Raw genomic sequence first — 25084 nt, forward strand, 5'->3', positions numbered from 1 at the left:
GATAGATGCCCGCGTTGAAGGGTGTCAACGAACCTTTGAGCAGAGGCAACATGCCGACACACGACGCGCAAGCGCCCAGGAAACGCCCCATGCGGTGGATTCGGATCGGATCAGCGGTACTGGCCGCGCAGCTGCTCGCCCTCGGCGCGCCGGCGTCCGTGGCACCACGCTGGTTCTTCGACTGGTTCCCGTTCGGCGCGGGCTGGGTGGCCGCGGGCGGCCCGTACAACGAGCACCTGCTGTCCGACCTGGGCTACGCCTACCTGGCGCTGGCGGTCGTCCTCGGGTGGGCGGCCGCGCGGCCGGCGCGGGAGTTGTGTCTCGCCGCAGCGGCCGCGTCGATTGTCGCGAACACACCCCACCTGCTGTTCCATCTGGCCCACGCCGAGGCGTTGCCGACCGTCGACAGCGTCGCGGAGAACGCCCTGCTGGCGCTCACCGTCGTGGTGGGGCTGGCGGTCTTCCTCGCCGCCTACCGTCTCCCGGCCGGCAACGCCGACGCCGGGCCGGCACCCACCGATCTCCCGCGCGAACGGCCGTAGCCCGCACGCCGACCGCCAGGACGGTCGACGCTGGCATGCGGCGTGGCCGGATGCGGTCGGACCGCCCGGACGGTCGACGCGAGCGAGCGCGGGTGAGGCGGGCGTCGTCAGGCCCGGCCGGACGGGCCGCGCGGGCGGACCCCGACGCTGATCGGTCTCCGTCCGAGCGGAAGTCGTCCGAGGGTCAGGATCGGCTGGTCGGCCAGATGCGGCGGGCCGGCCGGCCGTCGGCCGCGGGCAGCGGGCGCGTCGACTCCCACAACCGCCGCCACTCGGCGGCCTGCGGCCCGGCAGTGGACGCGACCGCCTCGGCCGGCGCGGTCCGCAGCGAGCGATACCAGCCGACCTCCTCTTCCACCCACAGCCGACCGATCGCGGCGGTCATCCGCTCGTGGAACGCCCGCGCCCCCTCGCCCTCACGCGGCCACAGCGGCCGGCCGTAGCGCACCACGACGGTGCGCCGGCCGGGCACGGGCCAGTTCCGTCCGCGCGGCATGGCGCCGAACGTGCCCCGCAGCGCGACCGGCACCGCCGGCACCCCGTGCGTGCAGCACAGGTGCGCCGCGCCCAGCCGCATCCCGCTCATCCAGCCGTCGGTCGACCTGCTGCTCTCCGGGAAGAGCAGCAGGCTCCAACCGTCGCCGAGCAGCTTCGTGGCGAGGCTGCGCAGCCGCCGGTCGCCCTGCCGCTCGATGGGGAAGGCGTTGAACACCAGCGACGTCACGACCGCGCGCCAGCGTGCGTCGAAGAAGTAGTCGGCGGCGGCCCCGACGGCCATCCGCCGCGCGAACCGGCGCGGCACCGAGCCGAGAATCAGCGGCGTGTCCAGGTGACTCGCGTGGTTGGAGACGAAGACGGCCGGCCCCTGCAAGCCGTCCAGGTATTCCGTGCCGCGGACGACCGGGTGGGTCTGGGTCCAGGCCACCGACTTGAGCACACCCCGCTGGAGACCGAAACGGACCGCCCCCGCCGCCCGGGTACGCGCCCAGGCGGTGGGGAACTCGGAGCGCTCACGGCGGATCTCGTACGGCTCGGCGGAGCGCGGCGTCGTCGCCCGGCCACGCCAGTCGCGACGGCCGCGCAGCAGCCTCACCTCGTCGATCAGGCGCACGTCGCCTCCCGGGTCATCGGACGTCCGCCAGCGTCACCGGCGGGGCGTGCAGGTAGGTGATGCTCGGGCTCGACCCGACGGTGTCACGCGCCATCTCCAGCGCGTCGGCGAGCGAGGAGGCCGCCCGGAAGCCCATCACCGCCGCCGTCTTCCGGTCGGCACCGACGAAGATCACGTCGCCGAGGTGCTCCATCGCGTGCGCCCCCCAGTACCACATGTAGAACGGGTGCACGCCGTGGTACGCGTAGCTGGTCCGGTACAGGTGCCGGTACCAGGGGTCCTGCGCGTACTGCTGCTCGTACTTCGCCTCGATCGCCGCCGGGTCGGTGGTCTGCGGCAGAACCTCCTCGAAGAAGTCGATGTAGCTGGGGTGGTGCACCGGGTGGAACTCCTTGGGCATCGGGTGGTAGAAGATGCCGACCCCGCCGCGCCGCACGATGGGCTGGTTGCGGTAGAGGTTGAAGAAGTAGCCCAGCCCCAGCGACATCACCAGGATCGGGTTCATGATCGAGTTGACGTTGTACGGGCAGATGAAGGGCAGTCCCCAGACGCCGATGTCACTCTGACCCTGCACCTCGGTGAGCTGCTGACGATGCACGTTGGCGAGCGTGAGCGGGTGGACCGAGTCGGGCCGGCCCGCGTTGACCCCGGTCACCCCGTACGGCGCGTCGTTGTTCTGCCAGACGCGTCGGCGCAGCTTGGCCGGCGTCAGGTCGTTGGCACGCTTGGCGGCCAGGTAGGAGAGCTGGTCGCCGATCCCCCACTCCCACTCCCGACGGTTCAGGAAGCCCACCTGGTTGGGGAACGAGTCGAGGTTCAGCGTGGTCTCGACCGTGAAGACCTTGACCGCCTCGCCGAGCACCTCCGCCATCCGGTCGTACGAATGGTGCATGGCCGAGTTCGGCGGGTCGTTGAAGGAGCGCGAGTGGCGCAGCGTGTGGACGTTGTGGTGGTGCCGCAGACTCTTGTAGGAGCCGAGCCCCACGGTGACCGACTTGCTCCCGCCACTCATCGCGGTGAGGTTGATGTTGGCGTACACGATGAGATCACTCTCGGCCGCCCGCCGGTTGATCTCCACGTCCTCGCCGTGCGGCGTCGTGCCGAGGTGCACCAGACCGTCCGGGTCCTCGGCGTCGTGGTTGCGCAGGTGCTTGGGGAAGAACGCCCGGAAGACCCGCTCGCCGACGATCCGCTTCAGCTCGGCCGGCGTCATCCGCCGGTGCAGCGAGTTCGCCGCGATCAGCTCGACGTCGTCCACACCGGCCTCGGCGGCCAGTTCCAGCACGTTCTCGATCACCCGCTGCCGGATGTCCGGTGGGCGCATCTGCGGCAACGGGAGCGACAGGTCGTCGAAGACGATCGTCAGTCGCATCCCGGGCCGTAGCAGGTCGGGCAGCGGCGGGGAGTCCACCGGGTGCAGCAGCGCGCGCTGGATGGCGGCGTCGACGTTGGCGATGGGCGGAAGCGAGTCCGGCGGGTACACCACCCGCGTGCCGAGCGGGAACCGCTCGAGGAGGAAACCCTCCCCCTGGTGGACGAGCAGCGGCGGCGTACGCTCGTCGACCTCGAGCACGAAGCCAGGTCTGCTCATGAATTGTCCTTTCGTCGTTCCGGCTCGTGCGTGTGCGTCGGGCTGCTGGGTCAGTTGCGGCTGGGGTCGAAGGCGACCTTGACGGCGCCCAACTGCCCAGCCTTGGCGGCGTGGCCGAGCGCCTCGCGCCAGCGCGTCAGCGGGTAGATCGCGTCGACGTAGCCGTCCAGGGGCGCCTCGGCGGCCAGCGCCATCGCCTCGGCGAACGTGCCGCCGACAGGCTCGTCGGACTGCTGCGCGTCGGTGTCGGGCCCGGCGGTCGGGCTCGCCGCCGCGCTGCCGCTGGAGGCGTACGACCCGACGAGGTTCAACTCGCGGAACCAGACGGGTGTCAGGTCCACCCCGCCGGAGGGCATCCCGGACAGCAGCACCGTGCCACCGGCCCGGACCAGCCGCAGCGCCATGTCCAGGCCGGCCCCGGCACCGGTGCACTCGAAGGCCACGTCCGCCCCGCCGAGCAGGAAGTCGCCGCCGATCATGGGCTGCTCCAGCGTTCCGCCGCACGCCCGCCGTACCGCGCGAGCCGCGCGGGACGGCTGGAACACCTCGGTGGCCCCCAGCTCGCGGGCCCGGGCGTGCTGGTGCGCGTGCTTGGCGACCACGTAGATGGGACCGGCCTTGGTCAGGGCACGCAACGCCAGCAGGGTCAGCAGGCCGACCGTGCCCGCGCCGACGATCAGCACGGCCGCCCCCGCCGGCACCTGCGCCCGGTGGACCGAGTGCACCGCGCAGGCCAGCGGCTCGACGAGCACCGCCCGGCGGTCGTCCATCGTGTCCGGTACGGGGTGCAGCTGAGCCGCGTGCGCGACCATCTGCCGACCCCAGCCGCCGCCGGTGTCGGTGCAGTAGCCGGTCTGCAGGCCGGCGGAGACGCGACCGGCGGTCACCCGGTCACACCGGCTGTGCTGCCCCGCGAGACACCAGCGGCAGGGCTCCCCACCGCGTACGGCGCAGGACAGCACCGGGTCGACCACGACGCGGCTGCCCTTGGGCAGGTTGGGTAGGTCGTCCAGGGTTTCCGCGACCACCTCGTGCCCCGGCACGAACGGCATCGACACGACCGCGCCGAAGTACGGCGACGAGCGGCCCGTCAGCAGACTGACGTCCGAGCCGCAGATGCCGGACAGCAACGGCCGCAGCCGGACCCAGTCGCCCGCCGGCAGGGTGGGCTCGGCCCGGTGCACCAGGCGCAGCGGAGCGACGTTGCTGGCGAGCACCCCGGACATCCGACCGCCGAACTTGGTGGAGCTGGCGCCACGGGCGGCGAGGAAGCGGGGAGTCGACTGGCGGTACTCCAGGGCCGGCATCATCGGGCCGCTCCCCGCGCGCCGGGGCCGGCCGCCGAGGCGGTCAGCTCGACCATGGTCTCGACCGCGCCGACCGTGTGCCCGCCCCACTCCTCGATGCGCCAGTTCTGGCGCTTCGCGTGGCGGTACAGCTTGGGATCGGGGTTCACGGCCACCGGGTTGCCCACCCCCTCGAGAAGTGATCGGTCGGAGAAGCTGTCGCCGTACGCGTACGAACCGCGCAGGTCCGCGCCGATGTCGTCGGCGTGGTGGCGGAGCCAGGCCAGGCGGGCCTCGCCCACCAGCGGCGGTGAGGCCAGGAAGCCGGTCAGGACGCCGTCGCGCACGTGCAACCGGCTCGCGACCACGTCGTCGAAGAGCGGCCGCAGCGATTCGATGAGGATGTCCGCGGTACCGGTGATCAGGATGGTGCGGTGGCCGGCCGCACGGTGCGCGCGGATCTGCCGGATCGCCTCCGGCAGCGCCCGACGCAGCAGCGCGTCACCCATCCGTTCACGGATCAGCTCACGCAGGGCCTCCTCGGAGGCGCCGGCGTACCGCCGCATGAAGGTCCGGATGAACTCACCCCGGCTGCGCTGCTCGGCGCGCAGGTAACGCGGCGCGGCGCCGGCGAGCGCGGCGAACTCCCGGGCCCAGCCGCCCTTCGGCCGGTCGGACAGGCGGGCCCACAGGAAGGTCTCGATGAGGTTGGACGCCACCACCGTGCCCTCCAGGTCGAAGACGGCCACGGTGTCGCGGCCCTCGGGCAGTGGCCCGCGCCCGGCGGAGCGGGGACGCCGGCTCACCGACTGCCGCAGCAGCGCGGTGATGGCCGGGCAGTGCACCTCCTGGAGGTAGTGCGGCCAGTCCACCTCGGCGACGTCGAAGCTGCCCCGGCTGACCACCTCGTCGGGCAATTGGCGGTGCAGCGCCAGCACGTTGCCGTCGGTGTAGATGGCCTCCACCTCGGTGTAGACGCCGTAGAGGTCGGACAGCCGGCGCAGCGACTCGATCCGTTTGGTCTCCTTGTGCACCTTCGTCATCCAGTCGCGGGTGCGCGGCGAGGCCGGCAGCCGCAGCAGCGCCCGTTCGGCGAGGGACACGGCCCGCTCGCCGGCGCGCAACCTGCGCTCGATCTGACTCGCGCCCGGGAAGCGCCACGTCGGCACCGCGATGTGCCCACGACCCGCCTCGGGCAGCGGATGACGGCGGAAGTAGTTGCGGATGTTCTCGTCGAGCTGACGTTGGGTGAGCGGGTTCCGCGCGCCGGTGCCCACGTGGTAGTAGACCGGCTCGGCGGGCTCCGGCTCGACGGCCGCGACCGCCAGCAGGGCGTTGGTGACCAGGTCGATGGGGACGATGTCCACCACCGCGTCGGGCAGGCCCGGGAAGTCCGGAAGCGTGCCGCGCCCGTACGACAGGATGATCGGATCCACCATCTTGAAGGAGTCGAACCACCCGGGGAACGGGTGACGCAGGGCGCTCTGCACGATCGCCGGGCGCACCACGGACAGGCGCAGGCCCTCGTCGCGCGCGTACTGCTCGGCGACCCGCTCCCCCAGCGCCTTGGTGAACGTGTAGACGTCCGGCCAGCCGACGCTGTGCGCCCGCAGCCGGCCGTAGTCGACCAGCCGCTCGGTCACCTTGCGACGCCGCGCCTCCTCGGCGGCCCGTGCGGTCGCCTGCGGTCCGGCCTTGCCGTGCTCGGCGCGGGCCTCGGCCAGCAGCGCGCGCAGCGCCTCGGGACGGCGGGACGCGCGTTCCACCTCGGCGCGGGCGGCCCGCGCGGCGGTCAGCTCGGCCTGCCAGTCGACGTCGTGGTCCAGCGGGGCCTCCGGCACCACCCCCTTGCGGGCGCCGGCCACGTACGCCGTGGAGACATGGACCACGTGCGGACGTCGCGGCAGTGCGACAACCGCGTCGTAGAGGTTGACCAGACCCCCGACGTTGACCTCGAACGCCTCGTCGATCGGCGGGTCGAAGGACACGGTGGACGCGCAGTGCAGGACGGCGGTCAGGTCGTCCGGCAGCGCCGGGACCGAGTCGGTGAGGTCGCCCTCGAGAACGCTGACCCGCTCGGCCAGCAGCTGCGTGAGGGCCGGACCGCCGATCCGGCGACGCAGCGTGCGGAACACCGGCTTGCGCCCCAGTCCGGCGACGCGGTCGGCGCCCGACGTCGCGCCGCGCCCACGCACCAGCACCGTCACCCGGGTGTTGGGGTGGTCGGCGAGGAGCCGCTCCAGAGCTGCCTGCCCGAGGAACCCGGTCACCCCGGTGAGCAGGACGTGGGCACCATCGAGAGACCAGTTCGGCGTGGCGGGTCGGTCACCCGGGTTGTAATTCACCAGCTGAGGATAGCGTCTAACGGGCCGCGCGTCAGCCCACCGATGCGCGGAAAAAACGACGCCGTCGGTCAGCGCCAGCGGTCCGGATCGTCGAGCAGCTCGTTCATCGATCCGGACCGGAACGCCTCCACGCTGAGTGGCACGTCGGGGAACCCGGCCGCGCGGATGGCCGCCGCGAGCCCCTTGTCGGCGCGGGCCCGTTCCACGATGGGCGCGTCGACCTCGAGGCGTACGCCGTCACCCAGGTCACGGACCCGCAGGTCGACCACCCCGTGCGGGTCCAGCAGGCGACGGGCGGCCAGCTCGGCCAGCTCCACCCGGGCCAGTCGGGCCGGCGAGATCGGCACGCCGTACGCGATCCGGCTGGCCAGGCACGCGGCGGCCGGCTTGGCGGCTGTGTCGAGCCCCCAGAGCCCCGCGATCGCGCGTACCGCCGGCTTGTCCAGTCCGAGGTCCGCAAGCGGCGTACGGGCCGCGCGCTCGGCCGCGGCGGCGATCCCCGGCCGGAAGCCGGCGGCCAGGTCCGAGGCGTTGGTGCCCGTCACCACTGTCGTGAAGCCGAGCCGGTCGGCCAGCTCGCGGACGGTGTCGATGAGCGTGCTCTTGCAGAAGTAGCACCGGCGCGGGCCGTTCTCGCGGTAGCCCTCGACCTCCAACTCGCGGGTGCCGAGCATGTGGTGCGCCACGCCGAGCCGGGCGCAGAAGTCCCGGGCGGCGGCGACCTCGGCGGCGGGGACAGCGGCCGAAACCGCCGTCACCGCAGCGACATCGGCCGGGTCCAGAGCCCGCGCGGCCGCCGCGACGGCGACGCTGGAGTCCACGCCACCGGAGAATGCGACGAGCGTTTTGCCGTATCGTGTGAATTCCGCGACGAGCTGATCCGCGGCCCCCCAGGCCCATTCATCAGGTCTCACAGCTCGACAGTACTGGAAGGAGCGTGAGGTGTCCGCACCGGAATTCATCGACCTAGGATTCGCACGGATGGACGTGGACCGTCTGTCGCGCACCGGCGACCCCGAAGTGGTGTACGGCGCGGGCAAGACCCCTGAGCAGGTGACCGGGGCGATGCACGCGTTACGCGCCGCCCACCCCGATACGCCGATCCTCGCCACCCGCCTCACCGACGCCACCATGGCGAGGTGCGCCGACGAGTTCGGCGCCCACGTCGTGGACACGGTGTCCCGGACGGCGGTGGTGGGCCCCGACCGCACGCCCGTGGGCACGGTCGCCATCGCCTGCGGCGGCACCAGCGACCTGCCGGTCGCCCGTGAGTGCGCGGCCACCGTGGCCGTCTTCGGCGCCAGGGCGGATCTCGTGGTGGACGTCGGGGTGGCCGGTCTGCACCGGTTGCTGGCCGAGCGGGACCGCATCGCCCGCGCCGACGTCGTGGTGGCCATCGCCGGGATGGAGGCCGCGCTGCCGTCGGTCCTCGGTGGACTCATCGGCAGCCCGCTGATCGCGGTGCCCACCAGCGTCGGGTACGGCTGGCACCTGGACGGCCTGACGGCATGGCTCGGCATGCTCAACTCGTGCGCCCCGGGCGTGCTGACCGTCAACGTGGACAACGGCTTCGGCGCGGGCGTCGCCGCCGCCAGGATCGCCCGCCGCACGCCGAGCCGCGCAGGCGCGCATGGCTGAGCCGCGGGCGACGGCCGCCGGAACCGGCCCGGCGGCGCCGACCACCGCCCTGTGGGTCGATCCCAGCAACGGCGCCGCAGGTGACATGCTGCTGGCGGCGCTGCTCGACGCGGGCGCGAGCCTGTCCGTCGTCGAGCAGGGCGTGGCGCGACTCGCGGTCGAGCCGGTGACACTGAAGCTGGAGAGCGTACGCCGACACGGCCTGCGCGCCGCCCACCTGATCGTCACGGCGCCCGACAGCGGCACCCACCGCGACCTGGCGGCGGTGACCGCGATCATCGCCCGGGCCGCGCTCCCGCCGGCGGTGCACGACTTCGCGGTCGCGGCGTTCACCACCCTCGCGCACGCCGAGGCGCGCGTTCACGGCGTACCCCTGGCGGACATCCACTTCCACGAGGTCGGCGCCCTCGACGCGGTGGTCGACCTGGTCGGTTGCGCGCTCGCGCTCGCCGACCTGGGGCTGCTCGACGCGCCGATCCGGGTGGTCGGCCCGGTCGCGGTGGGCTCCGGCGTGGTCCGCACCGAGCACGGCCCGATGCCGGTACCCGTGCCCGCCGTCCTGGAGATCCTCTCCGGCGTGGGCGCCCCGATCGCCGCCCATCCGGCCGCGATGGAGCTGTGCACGCCTTCGGGCGCGGCCCTGCTCGCCACGCTCGCCACCGGTTGGGGGCCACCACCGGCGTTGGTGCCCCACGCGGTGGGGGTCGGCGCCGGCACCCGGGACCCCGCCGGCCACCCGAACATCCTGCGGGTGCTGGTGGGCGCCGCGGCCGTTGCGGAGGCTGACGCCACGGGATGGCAGGGCGAACCGCTGCACCGGGTCGACACGACCATCGACGACGTGGACCCGCGGATCTGGCCGGACCTGCTGGAGCGGTTGCGGGCCGTGGGCGCGGCGGACGCCTGGTGCACGCCGGTGCTGATGCGCAAGGGGCGACCGGGGCAACTGCTCAGCGTGCTGGCCACACCGGCGCAGCTCGACCTGGTCTGCCGGCTGGTTTTCACCTACACGGGAACGCTCGGCGTGCGGGTGTCCACCGTGCAGCGACGCCGGCTGCGGCGCGACCAGATCGCCATGCCGTACGGCGACACCGCCGTGCGGGTCAAACGCGGCTACCTGGGTGACCGTCTGGTCAGCGTGCAACCGGAGTACGACGACGCCCTCGCGGTCGCCCAGCGCACCGACGTGCCGGTCGCCCGGGTGCTGGACGAGGTCCGCGCGGTGGCCCGCGGCGTCGGCCCGTCCCCCGAGGCCGGCCCGTCCCCCGAGGCCGGCCCGCTCCCGGAGGCGACGACCGCATGATCTGTCTCATGCCGCACTGCGGCTTCCTGTCCGCCACCTCGCGCATGTTGGAGATCTACCGTGCGCTGCTCGAGCGCGGGGTGACCGCCCGCATCGCCACGCACGGCGGCACCTACGAGCACGTGCTCCGCGACGTCGGCGTGCCGTACGACATCGTCGGTGAGCGGATGACGCCGCAGCGGTGCGAACGGTTCATCCGCGACGAGATCGGCATGGGGTACGTCGGTCAGAGCATGTACACCGACCGGGAGATGCGCGACTACGTCACCGCCGAGACCGACTACTTCCGCCGACACGACATCCGGACGGTGGTCACCGGTTTCACGCTGACCACCCTGTTGTCGACCCGGCTGGCCGGCGCCCGGCTGGTCACCGAGCACGCCGGCAGTTGGGTACCGCCGCTGTTCGAGCGCGGGATGCTGCCGGCGCCGAGTCAGGCGCACTTCGGCCTGCTGCCGGCGCCGCTGCTGCGGTGGCTGTCCAACTCCCTGCCATCCCGGGTCGGCTTCTACTGCGGCGGGTTCAACCGACTGGCCGCCGACCTCGGCGTACCACCCGTGCCCAGCCTCGCCGCGCTCGTCCTCGGCGACCTGGCGCTCATCCCGGAGGTTCCGGAGGTGCTGGGCGTGTCCGCCACGGAGGTGGCCGACTGGCGGCCGGACGGCCGGTCCGGCTACCGGGCGAGCACCCGACTGCGCTGTGTCGGGCCGCTCTACGCCCGGCTGGACCTGCCGCTGCCCGAGCGGGTCGCCCGCTTCCTCGCCGAGCCCGGACCGGTGGTCTACGTGGCGGTCAACTCGGCGGAGGTCGGTTTCGTGCGGCGCGTGGTGACGACCATCGCCGCCCTGCCGGTGCGTGTGCTGGTCGCCGGCACCCACCACGACCTGCACGACATGGCCGGCGACCGGGTCATGGTGGGCGGCGTGCTGCCCAGCCACCTGATCATGCCGGAGGTGGACCTGGCGATCACCGCCGGCGGGCAGGGCAGCGTGCAGACAGCGATGGCGGGTGGCACCCCGGTGCTCGGTTTTCCGCTCCAACCGGAGCAGGACCTGAACCTCGCGCTGCTGGAACGGATCGGCGCGGCACGCCTGCTGGCGCCGAGACACGTGGGCGCGAGACTGGCCCCGCTCGCCGCGGAGATGCTGGCCGACCCGTCCTACCGCGAGGCGGCCGAACGGGTCCGGCGCTGGTACGCGGCCACCGACGGGCCCGGGAACGCGGCCGAGGCCATCCTGGCGCTGCACGATGCCGGCGAGGCCGATCCCATCGGCCCCGCCGGCGTCCTCGGATGACGCGGCCGGCGGACGGACCCGCTACGCGGCCGGCGGGGCGCCCGTTCCCGCCGGTCGGACGACCGGTCCGGTGGACCACTGCTGCTCGTGGTCGGCCTTGCGCAGGAGTTCGTCCGCGCTGTGCGCCACCCGCGACATCGCCAGGCGCAGCAGCGGGGGCGCCATCATCGACGTGACGATCGCGACGAGGGCGATGATCGTAAAGGTGGCGATGTCCAGGACGCCCAGTCGCAACCCCACCATGGCGACGACGATCTCGACCACACCACGCGCGTTCATGCCGGCGCCGACGGCGAGGGACTCCCAGTGGCCGAGTCGGCTGGATCGCGCACCCAGGTAGGCGCCCGTGAACTTGCCCAGGATCGCCGCTGCGAGCACCACGACGGCGGCGATCGCCACGTCGCGGTCGAGCAGCACGCCGAGGTCCATCCGCAGGCCGGCGGAGGCCAGGAAGATCGGTGCCAGCACGGTGAGCACGATGGTCCGCAGCGGGGCCAGCACCGCCCGCCGATCCCGGATGACCTGCCCGACGAGGATGCCGGCGACGAACGCGCCGAACACCGCCTCCATGTGCAACGACTGGGTGATCGCCGCGCCGGCGAGGACGATCACCACGGCCGCGACGATTGTCGGTCCGTTCTCCGTGGAGCGGCCGGCAAGCCGCAACGCGCCACTCACCAGCGGCCGGCCGACGACGATCGCGGCGACCACGAACGCCACCAGCAGCAGCAGCGACAGCGCGACCTGGTTGGCACGTACGCCGACGGTCGCCATGGCCGACACGACCGACAGCAGGAACCAGCCCACCGCGTCGTCAACCATGCCGGACGTCATGATCAGCTGCCCGACGTCGCGGTGGATGAGCTTCATGTCCGCCAGCGTCTTGGCGATCACGGGGATCGCCGTCACGCACATGGCGACGGCGAGGAACAGCGCGAACACCGGACGTTCGGTGGTGTCCGGTACCAGGACGGCCGGGGCGAGGTATCCGATCAGGATGCCGAAGCCGATCGGGATGAGCAGGCCGCCCAGGCTGATCCGGAGAGCCGAGGTGCCGCGGCGGCGGACGATCCGGGTGTCCAACTCGATGCCGGCCACCCCGACCAGCAGCAGGACGCCGATCTGGGCGACCGCGTCCAGCAGGTGCATCTGCGCCGGGTCGGCGGGGAACAGCCAGTCGTGCACCGCCGGCGCCGCGTGGCCGAGCAGCGACGGCCCGAGCACCACGCCGGCCAACAGCTCGCCCACGATCGGGGGCAGCCCGAACCGCGCCACCAACCGACCCAGGGCGAGACCCAACAGGAGCAGGGACGCGATCTGGACGAGCAGGATCACGACCTGCCCGCCAGCCAACGGCATGACGGGTGCGTTCATACCGGCCTCATCTCCGTGATCAGGGCCGCCAGCCGATCGAGCCCCTGCTCGATCTGCGGTGGCTGCAGAAGGCTGACCGACAGGCGCAGTTGGTGACGTCCACCTCCGTCCGCGTAGAAGTGGTGCATCGGCGTCCACAACACACCGAAGTCCCGGGCGGAGCGCTCCAGCAGCGCGTCGTCCACCACGAACGGCACCGTCACCACGAGGAAGAAGCCGCCCGTCGGGGTGTTCCACGAGACGCCGGCACCCGGCGCGAAGCGCGCGGCCAGGCCGTCCAGCACGTGCCGCAGATTGCGCCGGTACGCGCCGGCCTCGCGCTCGTTGGCGCGTACGAGGCTGCAGTCGTGCTCCAGCAACTTGCCGGCGATGACGGCCTGCGCCAACGGCGAGGTGTTGACGGTCACCATGCTCTTGATCTTGGAAAGTTCGTCGGCCAGCAGGCCCGTTCCCGCGGGACCGGCCACCGGCTGGTCGGCGACCACGTAACCGACCCGGGCGCCGGGCATCCCGGTCTTGGCGAACGAGCCGAGATAGACAACCCGACGCTCGTCGTCCATGGCCTTCAGCGTGGCCGGACGGTCGCCGCCGGCGTGGAACAACCCGTACGGGTTGTCCTCGATGATCAGCAGGTCGTGTTCAGCGGCCGCGCGCAGCACCGCCACCCGGGTGTCGGTGTCCAGGCTCGCCCCGGCCGGATTGGCGAAGTCGGGCACGAGGTACAGCGCGCGGGGACGCTGCCCCGCCGCCCGGGCGGCGCGCACCACCCGGGCGAGATCGGCCAGGTCGATCCCCAGCGGGCCGTCCCGCACCCCCAGCGTGGTCATGTCGACGAGCGACGCTGCCCCGCGAATTCCCACGTAGTTGGGCGAGACCGCCAGCAGCACGTCGCGGGGGTCGGTCCGCAACGCCCGCAACACGAGGAACATGCCCTCCTGGGCGCCCACCGTCACCACGACGGCCTCCGGGTCGACGTCCATACCCTCGTCGACCGCCAGGTTGGTGGCCACCAGGTCGTGCACGATGCCCTTGGTGCGTCCGTACTGCAACAGGGTGCGGTTGACCTGACGCTCGCTCAACCCGTGCTCGTCACGCAGGTGGTCGCAGTAGCGGCGCAGGTAGCGGTGCACCGCCTCCACCTCGAAGAACTCCTCGTACGGCCGGCCGGCCGCGAACGACACCGCGTCCGGGAAGCGACCGGCGATCTCGTTGAGGAAGGTCATCGAGTCGAGCACCGGGTCGGCCAGCGAACCGTGCAGGTCGGCCAGCGCGATCGGTGCGCGTGCGCCCACCGTGGTCGTCCCCGACACGCCGGTCACGGGGACCATCCCGCGAGGGCGTCACCGGACGCCCGGACCCGCGTCGCCGATCCCGGCCCACCGGCGGCGACGGTGGCGCCGTGGCCCAGCGCCCGCAGGTCGGCGCAGCCCATCATCGTCATCGCATCCTCCAACTCGGTCCGCAGCAACGAGAGCACCCGGCGGGCCCCGGCCCGGCCACCCACCGCCAAGCCCCAGAGAGCGGGCCGACCCACCAGCACCGCGGAGGCGCCGAGGGCCAGCGCCCGTGCCACGTCCACGCCACTGCGGACGCCGCTGTCCAGGAGCACCGCGCAGCGATCGGCCACGGCCGCGACCACCGGCTCCAGCGCGGCGATGCTGGGCACCGCGCCGTCGAGCTGGCGGCCCCCGTGGTTGGACACCACGACCGCGTCCACCCCGAGGTCCGCCGCGCGCACCGCGTCCTCCGGGTGCAGGACGCCCTTCACGACGATCGGCAGACGCGTCCGGCGCCGCAGCCATTCCAGGTCCCGCCAGGACAGTTTCGGGTCGAACGCGAGGCCGGTGTGCACCATCAGCGCCGAACTGTGCAGACCGCCGGAGTGCGCGGGTGCGCCGACCTCCGGCGGCAGGTTGGCGGCCACGACGTCGTCGGGCAGCGTGAACCCGGACCGCATGTCCCGCAGGCGACGGCCCATCCGGGGCACGTCGACCGTCAGCATGAGAGCCCGGCAACCAGCGTTCTCGGCACGGGTCACCAGGTCGGCGACCACAGCGCGGTCGCGCAGCCAGTAGAGCTGCATCCAGACCGCCGCCGCGGTGGCGGCGATCCGCTCGATCGGCTCGCTGCTGAGCATGCTGGCGACGAAGACCGCGCCCTCGTCCCGGGCCGCCTCGGCGAGCGCCACCTCACCGTCCGGATGCAGGAGCCGCTGGTAGGCCATCGGCGCCACCCCGACGGGCAGACCCATGGGCGTGCCCAGCACCTCCGTGCCGAGGTCACAGGTCTCCGCACCCACCAGCACCCGTGGGACCAGGTGCACCCGGTCGAACGCGTCCCGGTTGTCGCGCAGCGTCGACTCGGTGCCGCTGCCCCCGGCCACGTAGTCCCAGACGGGCTCGGTCAGCACCCGTCGCGCCGCCGACGCCACATCGTCGAGGCAGAGCAGGCCGGCGAGGTCGGTTCCCTGGGCCGCGATGGTGGTCACAGGACGTCGTGGGTCTTGGTCCGCTCCGCCTCGACCGCCTCGTAGAGCGCCCGGATGTTCCCGCTGCCGAAGGTGCGCGCACCCAGCCGCTCGATGACCTCGAAGAAGAACGTCCGGCGCGGATGGGTGGACCTGGCGAAGATCTGGAACAGCTGGCCGTCGTGGTCCTCGTCGACGAGGATGTTGCGGGACCGTAGCTGGTCCACGTCGTACCGGGCGAGGTCGAGTCGCTGGCCGAGCAGTTCGTAGTAGGTCTCCGGCGTGCGCAGGAACTCCACCCCGCGGTCGGTCAGCGCCGAGATGGCCGACACGATGTCCGGGGAGCACAGCGCCACGTGCTGCACACCCGGGCCACCGTGCCCCTTGAGGAAGTCGTCGATCTGCCCGGCGGCGGCCGAGGCGTCCGGCTCGATGAGCGTGAGCGTGACCAAGCGGGACGGGCTCTGCACCACCTTGGAGAACATCGCCTGGTTGCCGACCAGGATGTGCTCCTCGAAGGTCATGTCGAAGTCGAGCACCGTCCGGTAGAAGTCCACGGTCTCGTCGAGCGTGCCCGCCTCGAGGCAGACGGCGAGGTGGTCGACCACTCCCAACTGCGGCCCCGGACCCGCCTGGAGCATGTGCCCGTCCGGCAGACCGGGGGTCATGCCGGGCAGCACCGGCCCGGCCGAACCCTCGGGTGGCTGGACGAAGGTGTGCGTCACGTCGCCGAAGCCGCCGACCGTGGCCGTGACGAACCCGTCGCGGGCGGCAGGCTCGGCCACCGCCCGCGCGCCGCGGGACACCGCGACCGCGAACGCCGCCCGGGCATCCGGGGTACGCATCGCCAGGTCGGCCACCCCGTCGCCGTGCTGCTGCACGTACAGGCTGGCCGGGTGCGCGTCGACGAGCCCCTCGGTGACCACGAGAACCGTCGAACCCTGCCGTAGCGCCACCGACACGTGGTCCTCGGCGCGGCGCGAGCCGGCGACGGCGAAGCCGTACTGCGCGGCGAGCTCGCGTGCCGCCCAGACCGCGTCGGTGACGTGGAATTCGACGTGGTGCACAGCCAGGTCGCTGAACACACTGCTGCCCACGCTCACTGATGTCCCCCCTACCGGGGCCGCACGGCCCCCTTGTGGTCAGAAGATGGGAGCCGCCGTCGGAGCCGACAACTCGCCGAGATACGGATGCCAGAGATGTTCGGGGTCCTGCTCAACGGCCCGGATGACGTTCCGCATCTCGACGAGCGCCTTGGGCTCGGCCTCGTCGTACATGTTGCCCTGCAACATCTTCAGCACGTCGAGGCGATACCGCGGGTCCTGGACGAACGCGGTGAACAAGATGTTGAGCCGGTAGTAGGCCGAGATGAACTCGTACCAGTTCCGCACGCCGCGCCGCAGCAACATCTCGTACGTGGCGAACCGCTCGCGCTTGAAGTCACCCGCCTCGGCGGCGGCGATGATGTCGTTGCAGGCCAGCCGGGCGCTGTTGAGGGCGATGCTGACGCCGGTGGAGAAGATGGGATCGACGAAGCGGGCGGCGTCGCCGATCATGACGAAGTTGTCGCCGCAGATCTGCTTCATCGCGTAGCTGTAGTCACCCTCGGCCTTGAACGGCCGTACCTGCTCCGAGCTACGCAGGGCCGCCTCCAGCTCGGGCCGGCTGCCCACGCACTCCCAGAAGAACGCTTCGAGATCCTCCCGGGCCGCCTCCGCGAACCGGCTCTTCTGAGTGACGACGCCGATCGACGTGATCGTCTCGGTGATGGGGATCTGCCACACCCAGCTGTCGGTCAGCGGCAGGAAGTGAATGAAGATGAAGTCGGACTTTTCCTGCTCAGCCGACAACGCCTGCCGGTCGAAGCCGTCGAACCAGGTGTGGATCGCGTACTGGTTGAAGACCGGGTCGGCGACCTTCACCTTGAGCTGACTGCCCAACGTGGTGTTCCGGCCACTGGCGTCGATCACCAGCCGCACCGGCACCTCGCGCTGCCCGTCGGCGGAGCGGGTGTGCATCACGGGGTGCTCGCCCTCGAAGTCGACGCGGTTGACCCGCACGCCGTGCTGGACCTCCGCGCCGAGACTCGCCGCGTTCTCCAGCAGGATCTGGTCGAACTTGCCCCGGTCGACGTGGAAGGTGTGATCCCGGTCGACACCGGCCTGGTCCCGCTCGTTGAACATGACCTCCGCGAGCCGGAAGTCGTGGGTGAGGTTGGAGAAGCCCATGTGGCTCACCGGCCGCGACTCGGCGGACGTCCACGCCGCGCCGAACTTGCGCGGGAAGCCGGCGGCCTCGACGGCGGCCATCGCCCCGGTCTCCAACAGCACCGGCGTGGTGGCCGGGACCAACGACTCGCCCACGTGCTCGCGGGGGAAGTGTGCGCTCTCGAAGACCACGACGGACAGCCCCGCCTTGGCCAGGTACGCGGCGGCCGTGGACCCGGCGGGCCCGCCTCCGATGATGCCGACGTCCCACTCTGCTGGCTTGGTGTTCATGGCGCCTCCTCGGCGGGCCTGTCAGGCGCGGGGCAAGGACAGGATCAGGTCGGTGATGGTGTCGAGACTGCGGAAGTGGCGTCCCGTGATGTGCGAAGGCGGCACGTCGACGTCGAGCTCCGCCCGGACGAACGCGATGAGCCGAGCCGTGTTCAGCGAGTTCAGAACGCCCCACTCGAGCAGAGGCGAGTCGGGACGCAGGTCGACTCCGGTGACCGCCTCGTCCTGGTCGCCGATCAGCTCGTGGCGCACGTACACCATCAGTTGGCCGAGTATCTCGTCGCGTTGGTCTGTCGGCACAAACCCCTCCCAGGTCGCCGGACGTGGTCTCCCCCGTGGGGCGTCACCGGGGAGGCCGGGAAACCCACCGGCTCTTCCCCCTCTGATGACATCCCTGCTCGATGAATTCTAGAAGCCCACGCGGGTTCGTCAAGGGGATGCCGCGCTAGGATCGACGTCGGCCACTGGCCCGACGCCGGTGACGCCCGCCCGTCGAGGGCGGGCGGATCAGGCCAGGACGCCCGTGAGGTAGGTCTGGATGGCCTTACCCGTGCCCGCGGCCAGAGCGGCGGCGGTGAGCTCGGCGATCGCCGGTACGCGGAAGACGTACCGGGTGGTGGCGAGACCGATCAGGTGCGAGCCGACCATGGCGGCGCGCAGCTCCGGCTGGGAGTGACCCAGCGCCCGGGTCAGCGGCAGGATCACCTGGTCGCCGAGGAAGTTACGGACGGCGTCCGCCGCCATGTCGTTGGCCGTCATCGACCGCAGGATGCCGCCGAGCCGCGCCGCCGTGTCGGGCTCGTCCCAGTGGCTGAAGAACAGCTCGACAGCGCGCCGGCCGACCTGGCCACGCGGGCCCTTCATCGCCCGCTCCACCAGATCCGGCGGCTGCAGGGCGCCACGGACCGCCGCCTCGAAGAGGCCTTCCTTGGTGAGGAAGAAATGGTGCACCAGCGCGCTGTCGACACCCGCCTCCTGGGCGATGGTGCGCACCGTGGTGCCCTCATAGCCTCGCTCGGCGAACTGGCCACGAGCGATCTCGAGGATGAGCTGATGGCTCACCGTCGGCCCGACACGTCGCCCCGTCCGTCGTCGTGGAGCACCGTTCGGGGACACCTCCGCGCCCACAAGTTCACCTTTCACAGTTCATCGCATGCCCTATTCATCGTATGGGGGCAAACGCCATAGTATCGCCTTCCTACGTGCGGAAATACGGAGGATCTGGAGCGAGTCAAAGACAACACTACGTAACGACGCCTTGACATGGTGCCCCGCACGCGCCGTAGCATGGCGCAGTGCTTCGAACACGGGCCGTCGTCGGAAGTCTTGTCTTCTTTTGCGCCGCGCCGGGTGTGGTCGCCGGCCTCGGCCCGTGGTGGATATCCGACTGGGAGGTCGAAACACCGTTCGCCTTCTACCAGCCGCTTCGAGTCATCGGCGCGCTGATGCTGGTTGTCGCGGTGGCGTTTCTCCTGCAGTCGTTCGTGCGGTTCGTTGTGGAGGGTCTGGGCACTCCGGCCCCGGTGGCGCCGACCGAACACCTGGTGATCGGCGGGCCCTACCGGTACGTTCGCAATCCGATGTACGTCGCGGTGGTGACGGCCATCCTCGGTCAGGCTCTGATCTTCGGCCAGGCCGCGCTCCTGTGGTACGGGTTGGCCATCGCCCTCATCCAGGCCGCGTTCGTGCGGTTCTACGAGGAGCCCGGCCTGCGCCGGCGGTACGGCGAGGCGTACGACACCTACCGCGCCGCGGTCCCGGCGTGGATCCCCCGCCTACGTCCGTGGCAGGGGGACACCTCATCGCGAGCGTGACCCGGTAACCCGCATCACCCGACGTGCGACCGGTCGATCGCGCCGCTGGCCCGCGAAAGGACTGCCATGTCGCCTCCCCCGAGAGCCGACCGCCCTCCGCGCCACGACGGAGGGCAGCCGGCCGTCTAGGCGACCCGCGCCCGGGTAGGCAGTTCCGCCTGTGTCACCGATGCCCGGCAACTGGCCGTCAACACCGGCAGCCGCCCGGAGACCTCGGCGATCAACTCCCCCCGCAGCAGGTCGTCACCGGCGGGTTCCCCCCAGATGATGAGCCGGCAGTTCACCTGCTCCGCGCGCACCGAGGCCGAGGCCGTCCAAATGATGGGCATCCGGTGGCGTGTCGCTCCCAGCAACTCCACCGTGACGAACTCGGGTGCCGTCCTGTCGGTGCCGTCGCACTGCTGGAAGCCGACGTGTGCCGTAATCTCACCACTGCCCAGGTAACTCAATTGAAACATTACGCGGTACTCGTGCCCACCTACGTCTGCCGGCAATAATCCCGCTGTCAATAACAACCCTTCCGGCTCGTAGAAGAGTATCTGGACATCCGTAACCGCTAGCGCTGATGACTTCATATCCCTGGTGGCCCCATCCCCCATTAGCGTACCGCCAGTTCATCGATGGATGTTATCCTGCCGAGGGCCGCGCTGTCCCCCCCTAAATGGGTGGGCCATCGAGCGGCACCGGTCGTGTTGCGGACCGTTGCGGCTGGAATAGGTCTCATCCGGTATGACGTACCGGACCGAGATGTCGCACACGAATGCGGGCACGGCAATCGGCCGCCTCCGGTCAACCCGGTTGACGTGGGCCGATGCCGATTCCGCTCTCGACGACGCCGCGTTCCGCGCCGTGACGTCGTGGCCCGGGCGCGTCGAGCCGGTGCCCGACGCCACGTCGGCGCAATCAGCTCCCACCATCGTGCCTGCCGCCATTGCGACACCGGCTACCGGTGGTCCACCGCCTCACCATCGAAGGATCCGGTCGCGCCAAGCCCCCCTGGCGCGACCGAGGCCCCGACCACACGGTCGGGGCCTCGATTCCCGTGGACAACTCAGGTCGGAGCGCCCGCCGCGAGGACCTCCTCCTCTTCCTCGACCGCGTGGCCGTGGCCCTGCGTCCGCAGGTGCGGGATGAACAGCGCGATGACCGCGCCCACCGCGAGCGCGCAGGCGGCCACCAGGTGGGCCTCCTCCAGGCCGTTGACGAACGTCGCCACGGACTCGTAGCCGCCGTTCGCGCCGAGGATCGCGCCGCCCACCGACACACCCATCACGGTGCCGGTCTGCCGGATCGCGTTGGACACGCCGGATGCCACACCCTCCAACTCGGCGGGCGCGAACCCGAAGGCCAACCGGCCGATCGGCGCGAGGAAGATGCCCAGACCGAGGCCCGTGATCACGAACGGCACCACCAGCTTCGAGTACGTCAGGTCGCCGACGACCGAACCGATCCAGCCCACGCCGATGGCCTGCATCGTCAGGCCCAGGATCACCAGCGGCTTGCCGCCGATCTTGTCGGTCAGGATGCCGGAGATCGGCGCCGCGATCATCGGCATGGCCGTCCACGGCAGCGTGCGAACACCGGCCTCCAGCGGTGAGTAGCCGAGGATGCTCTGCAGGTATTGGGTGCCGAGGAAGACGGCGCCGAAGACGCCGAACGGCATGATGATCGTCGCCACCATGGTGAGGCTGAAGCCTCGGCTGCGGAACAACGACAGCGGCACCATCGGCGTACGTGCCCGCGACTGCCAGAAAATGAACACCAGCACGAGGAGACCGCCGACGATGAACCCCGCCAGGATGGAGGGGCTGTCCCAGCCGACGCTGTTGCCCCGCACGAGGCTGGAGACGATGCCGAGCATGCCGGCGGTGACCAGGACGACACCCACCGGGTCCAGTCGGCCGTAGCCGCCGCGGCTCTCGCGGACGCGCGTCATCACCGGCAGCAGCAGCAGACCGATGGGCACGTTGACCCAGAAGATCCACTGCCAGGACCAGGTTTCGGTCACCGCGCCGCCGATGACCGGCCCGAGGGCGATACCCAGGCCCACCATCGCACCCCACAGTCCGAAGGCGTGACCGCGCTGACGTGCCGGCACGACGCTGGCCAACAGCGTGAGGGTCAGCGGCAGGACGACCGCGGCACCCAGACCCTGCACCGCGCGTGCGGCGATCAGGAATTCGATGTTGTCGGCGAGACCCGCCAGCCCGGATGCAATGGTGAAGACCAGCAGCGCGATGGTGAAGACCTTGCGTCGGCCGAAACGGTCACCGAGCGCCGCGCCGGTCAACAGAAAGACGGCGAAGGTGAGCGTGTACGCATTGACGATCCATTCAAGATCTTCAAGGCTCGCGTTGAGCTCGGTACGGATGACCGGCAGCGTCGTCGTGACAACGAGGGTGTCGATCGCGACCATGAACACGGCGACCAGGGCCGCAAGCCATGTCCACGCCGCGCTGTGGGTCGCTGGTTGGTTCTTGTCCACTCTGTTTCCCTACTCGAGATGGATTGACTGGGAAGGATCGCTGGGACGCTGTCCGTTGCGCTCCTCTCGTGGGTAAGGGGGGCGGGAGACCCGGACATACGTCCCGCGCCAATAGCCCAGCGGCAATCGGTCCGGCGCCGTCGCGCCGCCGACGAGACGGCCGAGCACGATGACGTGGTCACCGGCGGTGATCACGTCATGGAGCGCGCACTCGGTGAAGGCGACGGTGGGTTCCAGCCGCGGCATGCCGGCCACATCGCCGGGACGCCACGTCACATTGGCGAACTTGTCGCTGTTGTAGCTGGCGAACAGGTCGGAGACCTCGTGGCCGTCGGCATCGAGGAAGTTCACGGCGAACCCGCCGGTCTCCCGGATGGCGTCCAGGGTCGAACTCACCTGCCGCACGCAGAACAGCAGCAGTGGCGGGTCCTTGGAGACGCTGCACACCGACGACGAGGTCAGGCCGTGCGGCCGACCGGACGCGTCGAGCGCGGTCACCACGCTGACGCCGCTGGCCAGCGAGCCCATGATCGCCAGGAACGCACTCGGTTCCACGTTGACTAGTTCGGTGTCAGTAATGGTCCACCTCCTTCGATCGCCGCCAGCAGCGCGGCTCGATCGGTCTTTCCGTTCGGGGTGAGCGGCAGGCTCGTGGCCGCCTGAACCGAGTCGACGATCATGTAGGTCGGCAGCTGTCCGGCGCACCAACGCTTGATCTCCAGCAGGCCGGGTCGGCGGTCGCCCGCCGGCACCACGACCGCGTGCAACCGCGCGGCGAGCCCGACGCCGGCGACGACCACCGCAGCCGCCGCGACGTCCGGATGCGCGGCGAGGATGGCCTCGATCTCGGCGGGCTCCACCCGGTTGCCGCGCACCTTCGCCATGTCGTCGCGGCGGCCGAGATACTCCAGTGCGCCGTCGGACGCCAACCGCCCGAGATCACCCGTCCGGTACGGCCCACGCTGCGGCTCCCGCCCCCAGTAGCCCAGCATCACCGTCGGCCCGTCCGCCACGATCTCGCCCTCCCGGCAGTCGCCGGCGCCGGCGGCACCTGCGCCGTCGGGGCTCGGCGGGACCAGGGTCAACACCGCGCCGCTGGCCGGACGGCCGATCGGCAACGGGCGGTCGCGCCCCTCGTCGGCGTCGGTCACCTCGTACGACGCGCACACGTTGGTCTCGGTGGGCCCGTACCAGTTGAGCAGTCGCACGCCCGGCCAGGCGGCACGCAGTTCGTGCACGTACCGGATCGGCATCACCTCACCGGCGAAGACGCAGGCCCGCAGGGCCGGCGGCGGCGGGCCGTCCAGCAGCCCGCCGTCCCGGATCATCAGGGTCAGCGCGGACGGCACCGAGTACCAGACGGTGATGCCCTCGTCGCGCACGAACCGCGCCAACTGCACCGGCGCGTACGCCAGCTCGGCCGGGACCAGGTGCACCGACGCGCCCGCGCGGAAGGCCGCGTAGAGGTCGAAGACCGACAGGTCGAAGTTGAACGGGGCGTGGTTGGCGAGCCGGTCCCGTGGCGACACGGCGAGCAGGTCACCGGCCCACTCGACGAACGCCGCCGCGTTGCGGTGACTCAGGCAGACGCCCTTCGGGGATCCCGTCGACCCGGAGGTGTAGAGGATGTAAGCGGGGTCGTCCGGGGTTGGTCGGTGCACCGGCGGCAGGTCACCCTCGGCACCCAACCGCTGCAGTTCGTCCAGCGACACGAGCGGCGGGCCGTCCGGCACACCGCCGTCGCGCGCGACCCGGTCCGCCGCCGGACCGTCCGCCACGACGACGGTCGCCGCGCAGTCGGCCGCGATGCGCCACACCCGGGCGGGCGGGTTCGCCGCGGACACCGGGACGTACGGCGCCCCCAGCGCCAGCGCCGCCTGCATGACGGCCACCGCGCCGGCCCGCTTGTCGGACCACAGCACCACCCGGTCACCCGGGGACACCCCGACACGCGCCAGCCCCGCCGCCAGGCGCCGTGCGGCCGTCGCCAGCTCCGCGTACGTGAGCTGGCCGTCGTCCGCGATCACCGCCGGCGCGTCGGGTGTACGCCGGGCCCACTCGGCCACGTAGCCGTGGATACCCACGCCACCCGGCGTCCCGGACCGGTCCACGTCCCGCACGGTCGACACCTCCCTGGTCATGCCGCGGCCCTCACAGGCCCAGTTCGCGGGCGATGAGCAGCCGCTGGACGTCCGACGTGCCGGAGAAGATCGTGCTGGGGACGGCGTCGCGCAGCATCGTCTCGATCCCGGTGTCGCGCAGGTATCCGAGTCCACCGAACAGGCGCACCGCGTCCAGCGCCCCGGCGACGGCCGCCTCGGAGACGGCCAGCTTCGACAACGCCACGTTGAGCTCCGAGCCGCCGCCGTTGTCCATCTCCCAGCAGCAGCGGTAGAGCAGCAGCCGCGCCGACTCCGTCCGCAGCTTCATCTCCACGATGCGGTTCGCCACCGCCTGGAAGTCACCGATGCGCCGGCCGAACTGGCGGCGCGAGGTCGCGTGCTGGACGCAGCGTTGCACCAGGCGGTCCAGCAGGCCGACATATCCGGCGAACAGGCAGGCCCGTTCCCAACGCATCGAGTGCTGGAAGATCGCCGCGCCCTGGCCCGGCTCGCCGAGCACCCGGTGCGCCGGCACCAGGCAGTCCTGAAAGGACACCCGACCGGCCGGCGCCGACACGAGTCCCATCTTGTCCAACGGCTCGCTGACCGTCAGGCCGGGAGTGTCCCGGTCCAGCACGAACGCGGTGACACCGAGATGGGCGGCCGCCGGATCGGTGGTCGCGTAGGTCACCAGCACGTCGGCCACCGGTCCGTTTGTCACGAACGTCTTCTCGCCGTTGAGCAGGTAGCCGTCCGCCGTCTCCGTCGCGGTCACGGCGAGCCGCGAGACGTCGGAGCCCGCGCCCGCCTCGGTCATCGCGTTGCCGGCCACCACCTCGCCCGAGCAGATCCGCGGTAGGAGGCCCTTCTTCACCTCCGGCGTGCCGAACCCGGCGATTGGCACCGCGCACGCGAACTGGTGCGCGCTGGCCGCGAACACCAGACCGGTGTCCGCGCACCCCCGACCGAACGCCTCGACACGCAGCGCGGTGTCCAGGGCGCCCAGCCCACCGCCGCCGTACTCGGCGGGGATGCACAGGCCGAGCAATCCCAGCCGGCCGAGGCGTCTCCAGGCCTCCCGGTCATGCAGCCGGCTGGCGTCGGCGGTGGGCGGGAACGCCTGCTCGGCGCTCGCGCGCACCTGGTCGTACGCGTCCCGCTGCTCAGGCGTCCAGGCGAAGTCCACGGTGCCCCCTCGACCGCGTGGTGAACCGACGCGACGGAATGACCGGC

21 protein-coding genes and 1 pseudogene are annotated in these 25084 nt (G+C 71.4%); 5 read left to right on the forward strand and 17 right to left on the reverse strand.

The window, feature by feature from the left end:
• Positions 1–89: 89 nt before the first annotated feature.
• The gene (locus ACTFTM_RS19855) at positions 90–542 is read left to right on the forward strand and encodes a hypothetical protein (RefSeq protein ID WP_449561976.1); all 453 of its coding nucleotides are present in this window, start codon (positions 90–92) and stop codon (positions 540–542) included.
• Between the two features lie 184 nt (positions 543–726).
• On the opposite strand, the gene ACTFTM_RS19860 is transcribed toward ACTFTM_RS19855, so the two are convergent.
• From ACTFTM_RS19860 to larE, 5 genes are all read right to left on the reverse strand, one after another.
• Positions 727–1653 carry a lysophospholipid acyltransferase family protein gene (locus ACTFTM_RS19860; protein ID WP_449561977.1) on the reverse strand — a complete coding sequence of 309 codons (927 nt, stop codon included), beginning with the start codon at positions 1651–1653 and terminating at the stop codon, positions 727–729.
• A 13-nt stretch (positions 1654–1666) separates the two neighbouring features.
• Entirely contained in the window at positions 1667–3244 is a 1578-nt protein-coding gene (larAH, locus tag ACTFTM_RS19865) for an NPN-dependent hydroxyacid isomerase, LarAH14/15/16 family (RefSeq protein WP_449561978.1), read from the reverse strand.
• Positions 3245–3294: 50 nt separating this feature from the next.
• Positions 3295–4554: a zinc-dependent alcohol dehydrogenase gene (locus tag ACTFTM_RS19870; RefSeq protein WP_449561979.1), complete on the reverse strand. Its 1260-nt coding sequence runs from the start codon at positions 4552–4554 to the stop codon at positions 3295–3297.
• Complete coding sequence (locus ACTFTM_RS19875; protein WP_449561980.1) at positions 4551–6875, reverse strand: HAD-IB family hydrolase; 2325 nt, start codon at positions 6873–6875, stop codon at positions 4551–4553. The genes ACTFTM_RS19870 and ACTFTM_RS19875 overlap by 4 nt, the downstream gene beginning before the upstream one ends.
• A 68-nt stretch (positions 6876–6943) precedes the next feature.
• The gene (larE, locus tag ACTFTM_RS19880; RefSeq protein WP_449561981.1) at positions 6944–7837 is read right to left on the reverse strand and encodes an ATP-dependent sacrificial sulfur transferase LarE; all 894 of its coding nucleotides are present in this window, start codon (positions 7835–7837) and stop codon (positions 6944–6946) included.
• A 19-nt stretch (positions 7838–7856) separates the two neighbouring features.
• Here larE and larB point away from each other — a divergent pair, with 19 nt between their 5' ends.
• From larB to ACTFTM_RS19895, 3 genes are read left to right on the forward strand one after another with little or no spacing between them, the layout of a single operon-like run.
• Positions 7857–8513, forward strand: coding sequence for a nickel pincer cofactor biosynthesis protein LarB (gene larB / locus ACTFTM_RS19885; protein ID WP_449561982.1), 657 nt, complete (start codon positions 7857–7859; stop codon positions 8511–8513).
• Positions 8506–9816, forward strand: coding sequence for a nickel pincer cofactor biosynthesis protein LarC (gene larC / locus ACTFTM_RS19890; protein ID WP_449561983.1), 1311 nt, complete (start codon positions 8506–8508; stop codon positions 9814–9816). The genes larB and larC overlap by 8 nt, the downstream gene beginning before the upstream one ends.
• Positions 9813–11111 carry a glycosyltransferase gene (locus tag ACTFTM_RS19895; protein WP_449561984.1) on the forward strand — a complete coding sequence of 433 codons (1299 nt, stop codon included), beginning with the start codon at positions 9813–9815 and terminating at the stop codon, positions 11109–11111. Before larC ends, ACTFTM_RS19895 begins: the two co-directional genes overlap by 4 nt.
• A gap of 21 nt (positions 11112–11132) precedes the next feature.
• Here ACTFTM_RS19895 and ACTFTM_RS19900 read toward each other — a convergent pair whose 3' ends face one another.
• The 7 genes and pseudogenes from ACTFTM_RS19900 to ACTFTM_RS19930 form a co-directional block, all read right to left on the reverse strand.
• Positions 11133–12485 (reverse strand): cation:proton antiporter, encoded by a 1353-nt coding sequence (locus tag ACTFTM_RS19900; protein WP_449561985.1) that lies wholly within the window; start codon positions 12483–12485, stop codon positions 11133–11135.
• Positions 12482–13804: an aminotransferase-like domain-containing protein gene (locus ACTFTM_RS19905; protein WP_449561986.1), complete on the reverse strand. Its 1323-nt coding sequence runs from the start codon at positions 13802–13804 to the stop codon at positions 12482–12484. Before ACTFTM_RS19905 ends, ACTFTM_RS19900 begins: the two co-directional genes overlap by 4 nt.
• A gap of 89 nt (positions 13805–13893) precedes the next feature.
• A pseudogene (locus ACTFTM_RS19910) lies at positions 13894–14964 on the reverse strand (alpha-hydroxy acid oxidase); the annotation flags it as partial.
• Positions 14965–14969: 5 nt separating this feature from the next.
• Positions 14970–16049, reverse strand: a complete 1080-nt coding sequence (gene hppD, locus ACTFTM_RS19915) for a 4-hydroxyphenylpyruvate dioxygenase (RefSeq protein ID WP_449561987.1) — start codon at positions 16047–16049, stop codon at positions 14970–14972.
• A 45-nt stretch (positions 16050–16094) separates the two neighbouring features.
• Positions 16095–17450: an NAD(P)/FAD-dependent oxidoreductase gene (locus ACTFTM_RS19920; RefSeq protein ID WP_449561988.1), complete on the reverse strand. Its 1356-nt coding sequence runs from the start codon at positions 17448–17450 to the stop codon at positions 16095–16097.
• A gap of 21 nt (positions 17451–17471) precedes the next feature.
• Entirely contained in the window at positions 17472–17750 is a 279-nt protein-coding gene (locus tag ACTFTM_RS19925; protein ID WP_355047938.1) for a phosphopantetheine-binding protein, read from the reverse strand.
• 207 nt (positions 17751–17957) lie between these two features.
• Positions 17958–18512, reverse strand: a complete 555-nt coding sequence (locus tag ACTFTM_RS19930; RefSeq protein WP_422735482.1) for a TetR/AcrR family transcriptional regulator — start codon at positions 18510–18512, stop codon at positions 17958–17960.
• Between the two features lie 233 nt (positions 18513–18745).
• Here ACTFTM_RS19930 and ACTFTM_RS19935 point away from each other — a divergent pair, with 233 nt between their 5' ends.
• Positions 18746–19264 (forward strand): methyltransferase family protein, encoded by a 519-nt coding sequence (locus tag ACTFTM_RS19935; protein ID WP_449561989.1) that lies wholly within the window; start codon positions 18746–18748, stop codon positions 19262–19264.
• A gap of 125 nt (positions 19265–19389) precedes the next feature.
• Here ACTFTM_RS19935 and ACTFTM_RS19940 read toward each other — a convergent pair whose 3' ends face one another.
• The 5 genes from ACTFTM_RS19940 to ACTFTM_RS19960 form a co-directional block, all read right to left on the reverse strand.
• The gene (locus ACTFTM_RS19940; protein ID WP_449561990.1) at positions 19390–19722 is read right to left on the reverse strand and encodes a hypothetical protein; all 333 of its coding nucleotides are present in this window, start codon (positions 19720–19722) and stop codon (positions 19390–19392) included.
• Positions 19723–20315: 593 nt separating this feature from the next.
• Positions 20316–21749, reverse strand: coding sequence for an MFS transporter (locus ACTFTM_RS19945; protein ID WP_449561991.1), 1434 nt, complete (start codon positions 21747–21749; stop codon positions 20316–20318).
• Between the two features lie 9 nt (positions 21750–21758).
• Positions 21759–22277, reverse strand: a complete 519-nt coding sequence (locus ACTFTM_RS19950) for a flavin reductase family protein (protein ID WP_449561992.1) — start codon at positions 22275–22277, stop codon at positions 21759–21761.
• Positions 22278–22309: 32 nt separating this feature from the next.
• Positions 22310–23890 carry an AMP-binding protein gene (locus ACTFTM_RS19955; protein ID WP_449561993.1) on the reverse strand — a complete coding sequence of 527 codons (1581 nt, stop codon included), beginning with the start codon at positions 23888–23890 and terminating at the stop codon, positions 22310–22312.
• 10 nt (positions 23891–23900) lie between these two features.
• The gene (locus ACTFTM_RS19960; RefSeq protein ID WP_449561994.1) at positions 23901–25037 is read right to left on the reverse strand and encodes an acyl-CoA dehydrogenase family protein; all 1137 of its coding nucleotides are present in this window, start codon (positions 25035–25037) and stop codon (positions 23901–23903) included.
• Positions 25038–25084: the final 47 nt, after the last annotated feature.

This window comes from Micromonospora sp. RB23, from assembly GCF_053585025.1.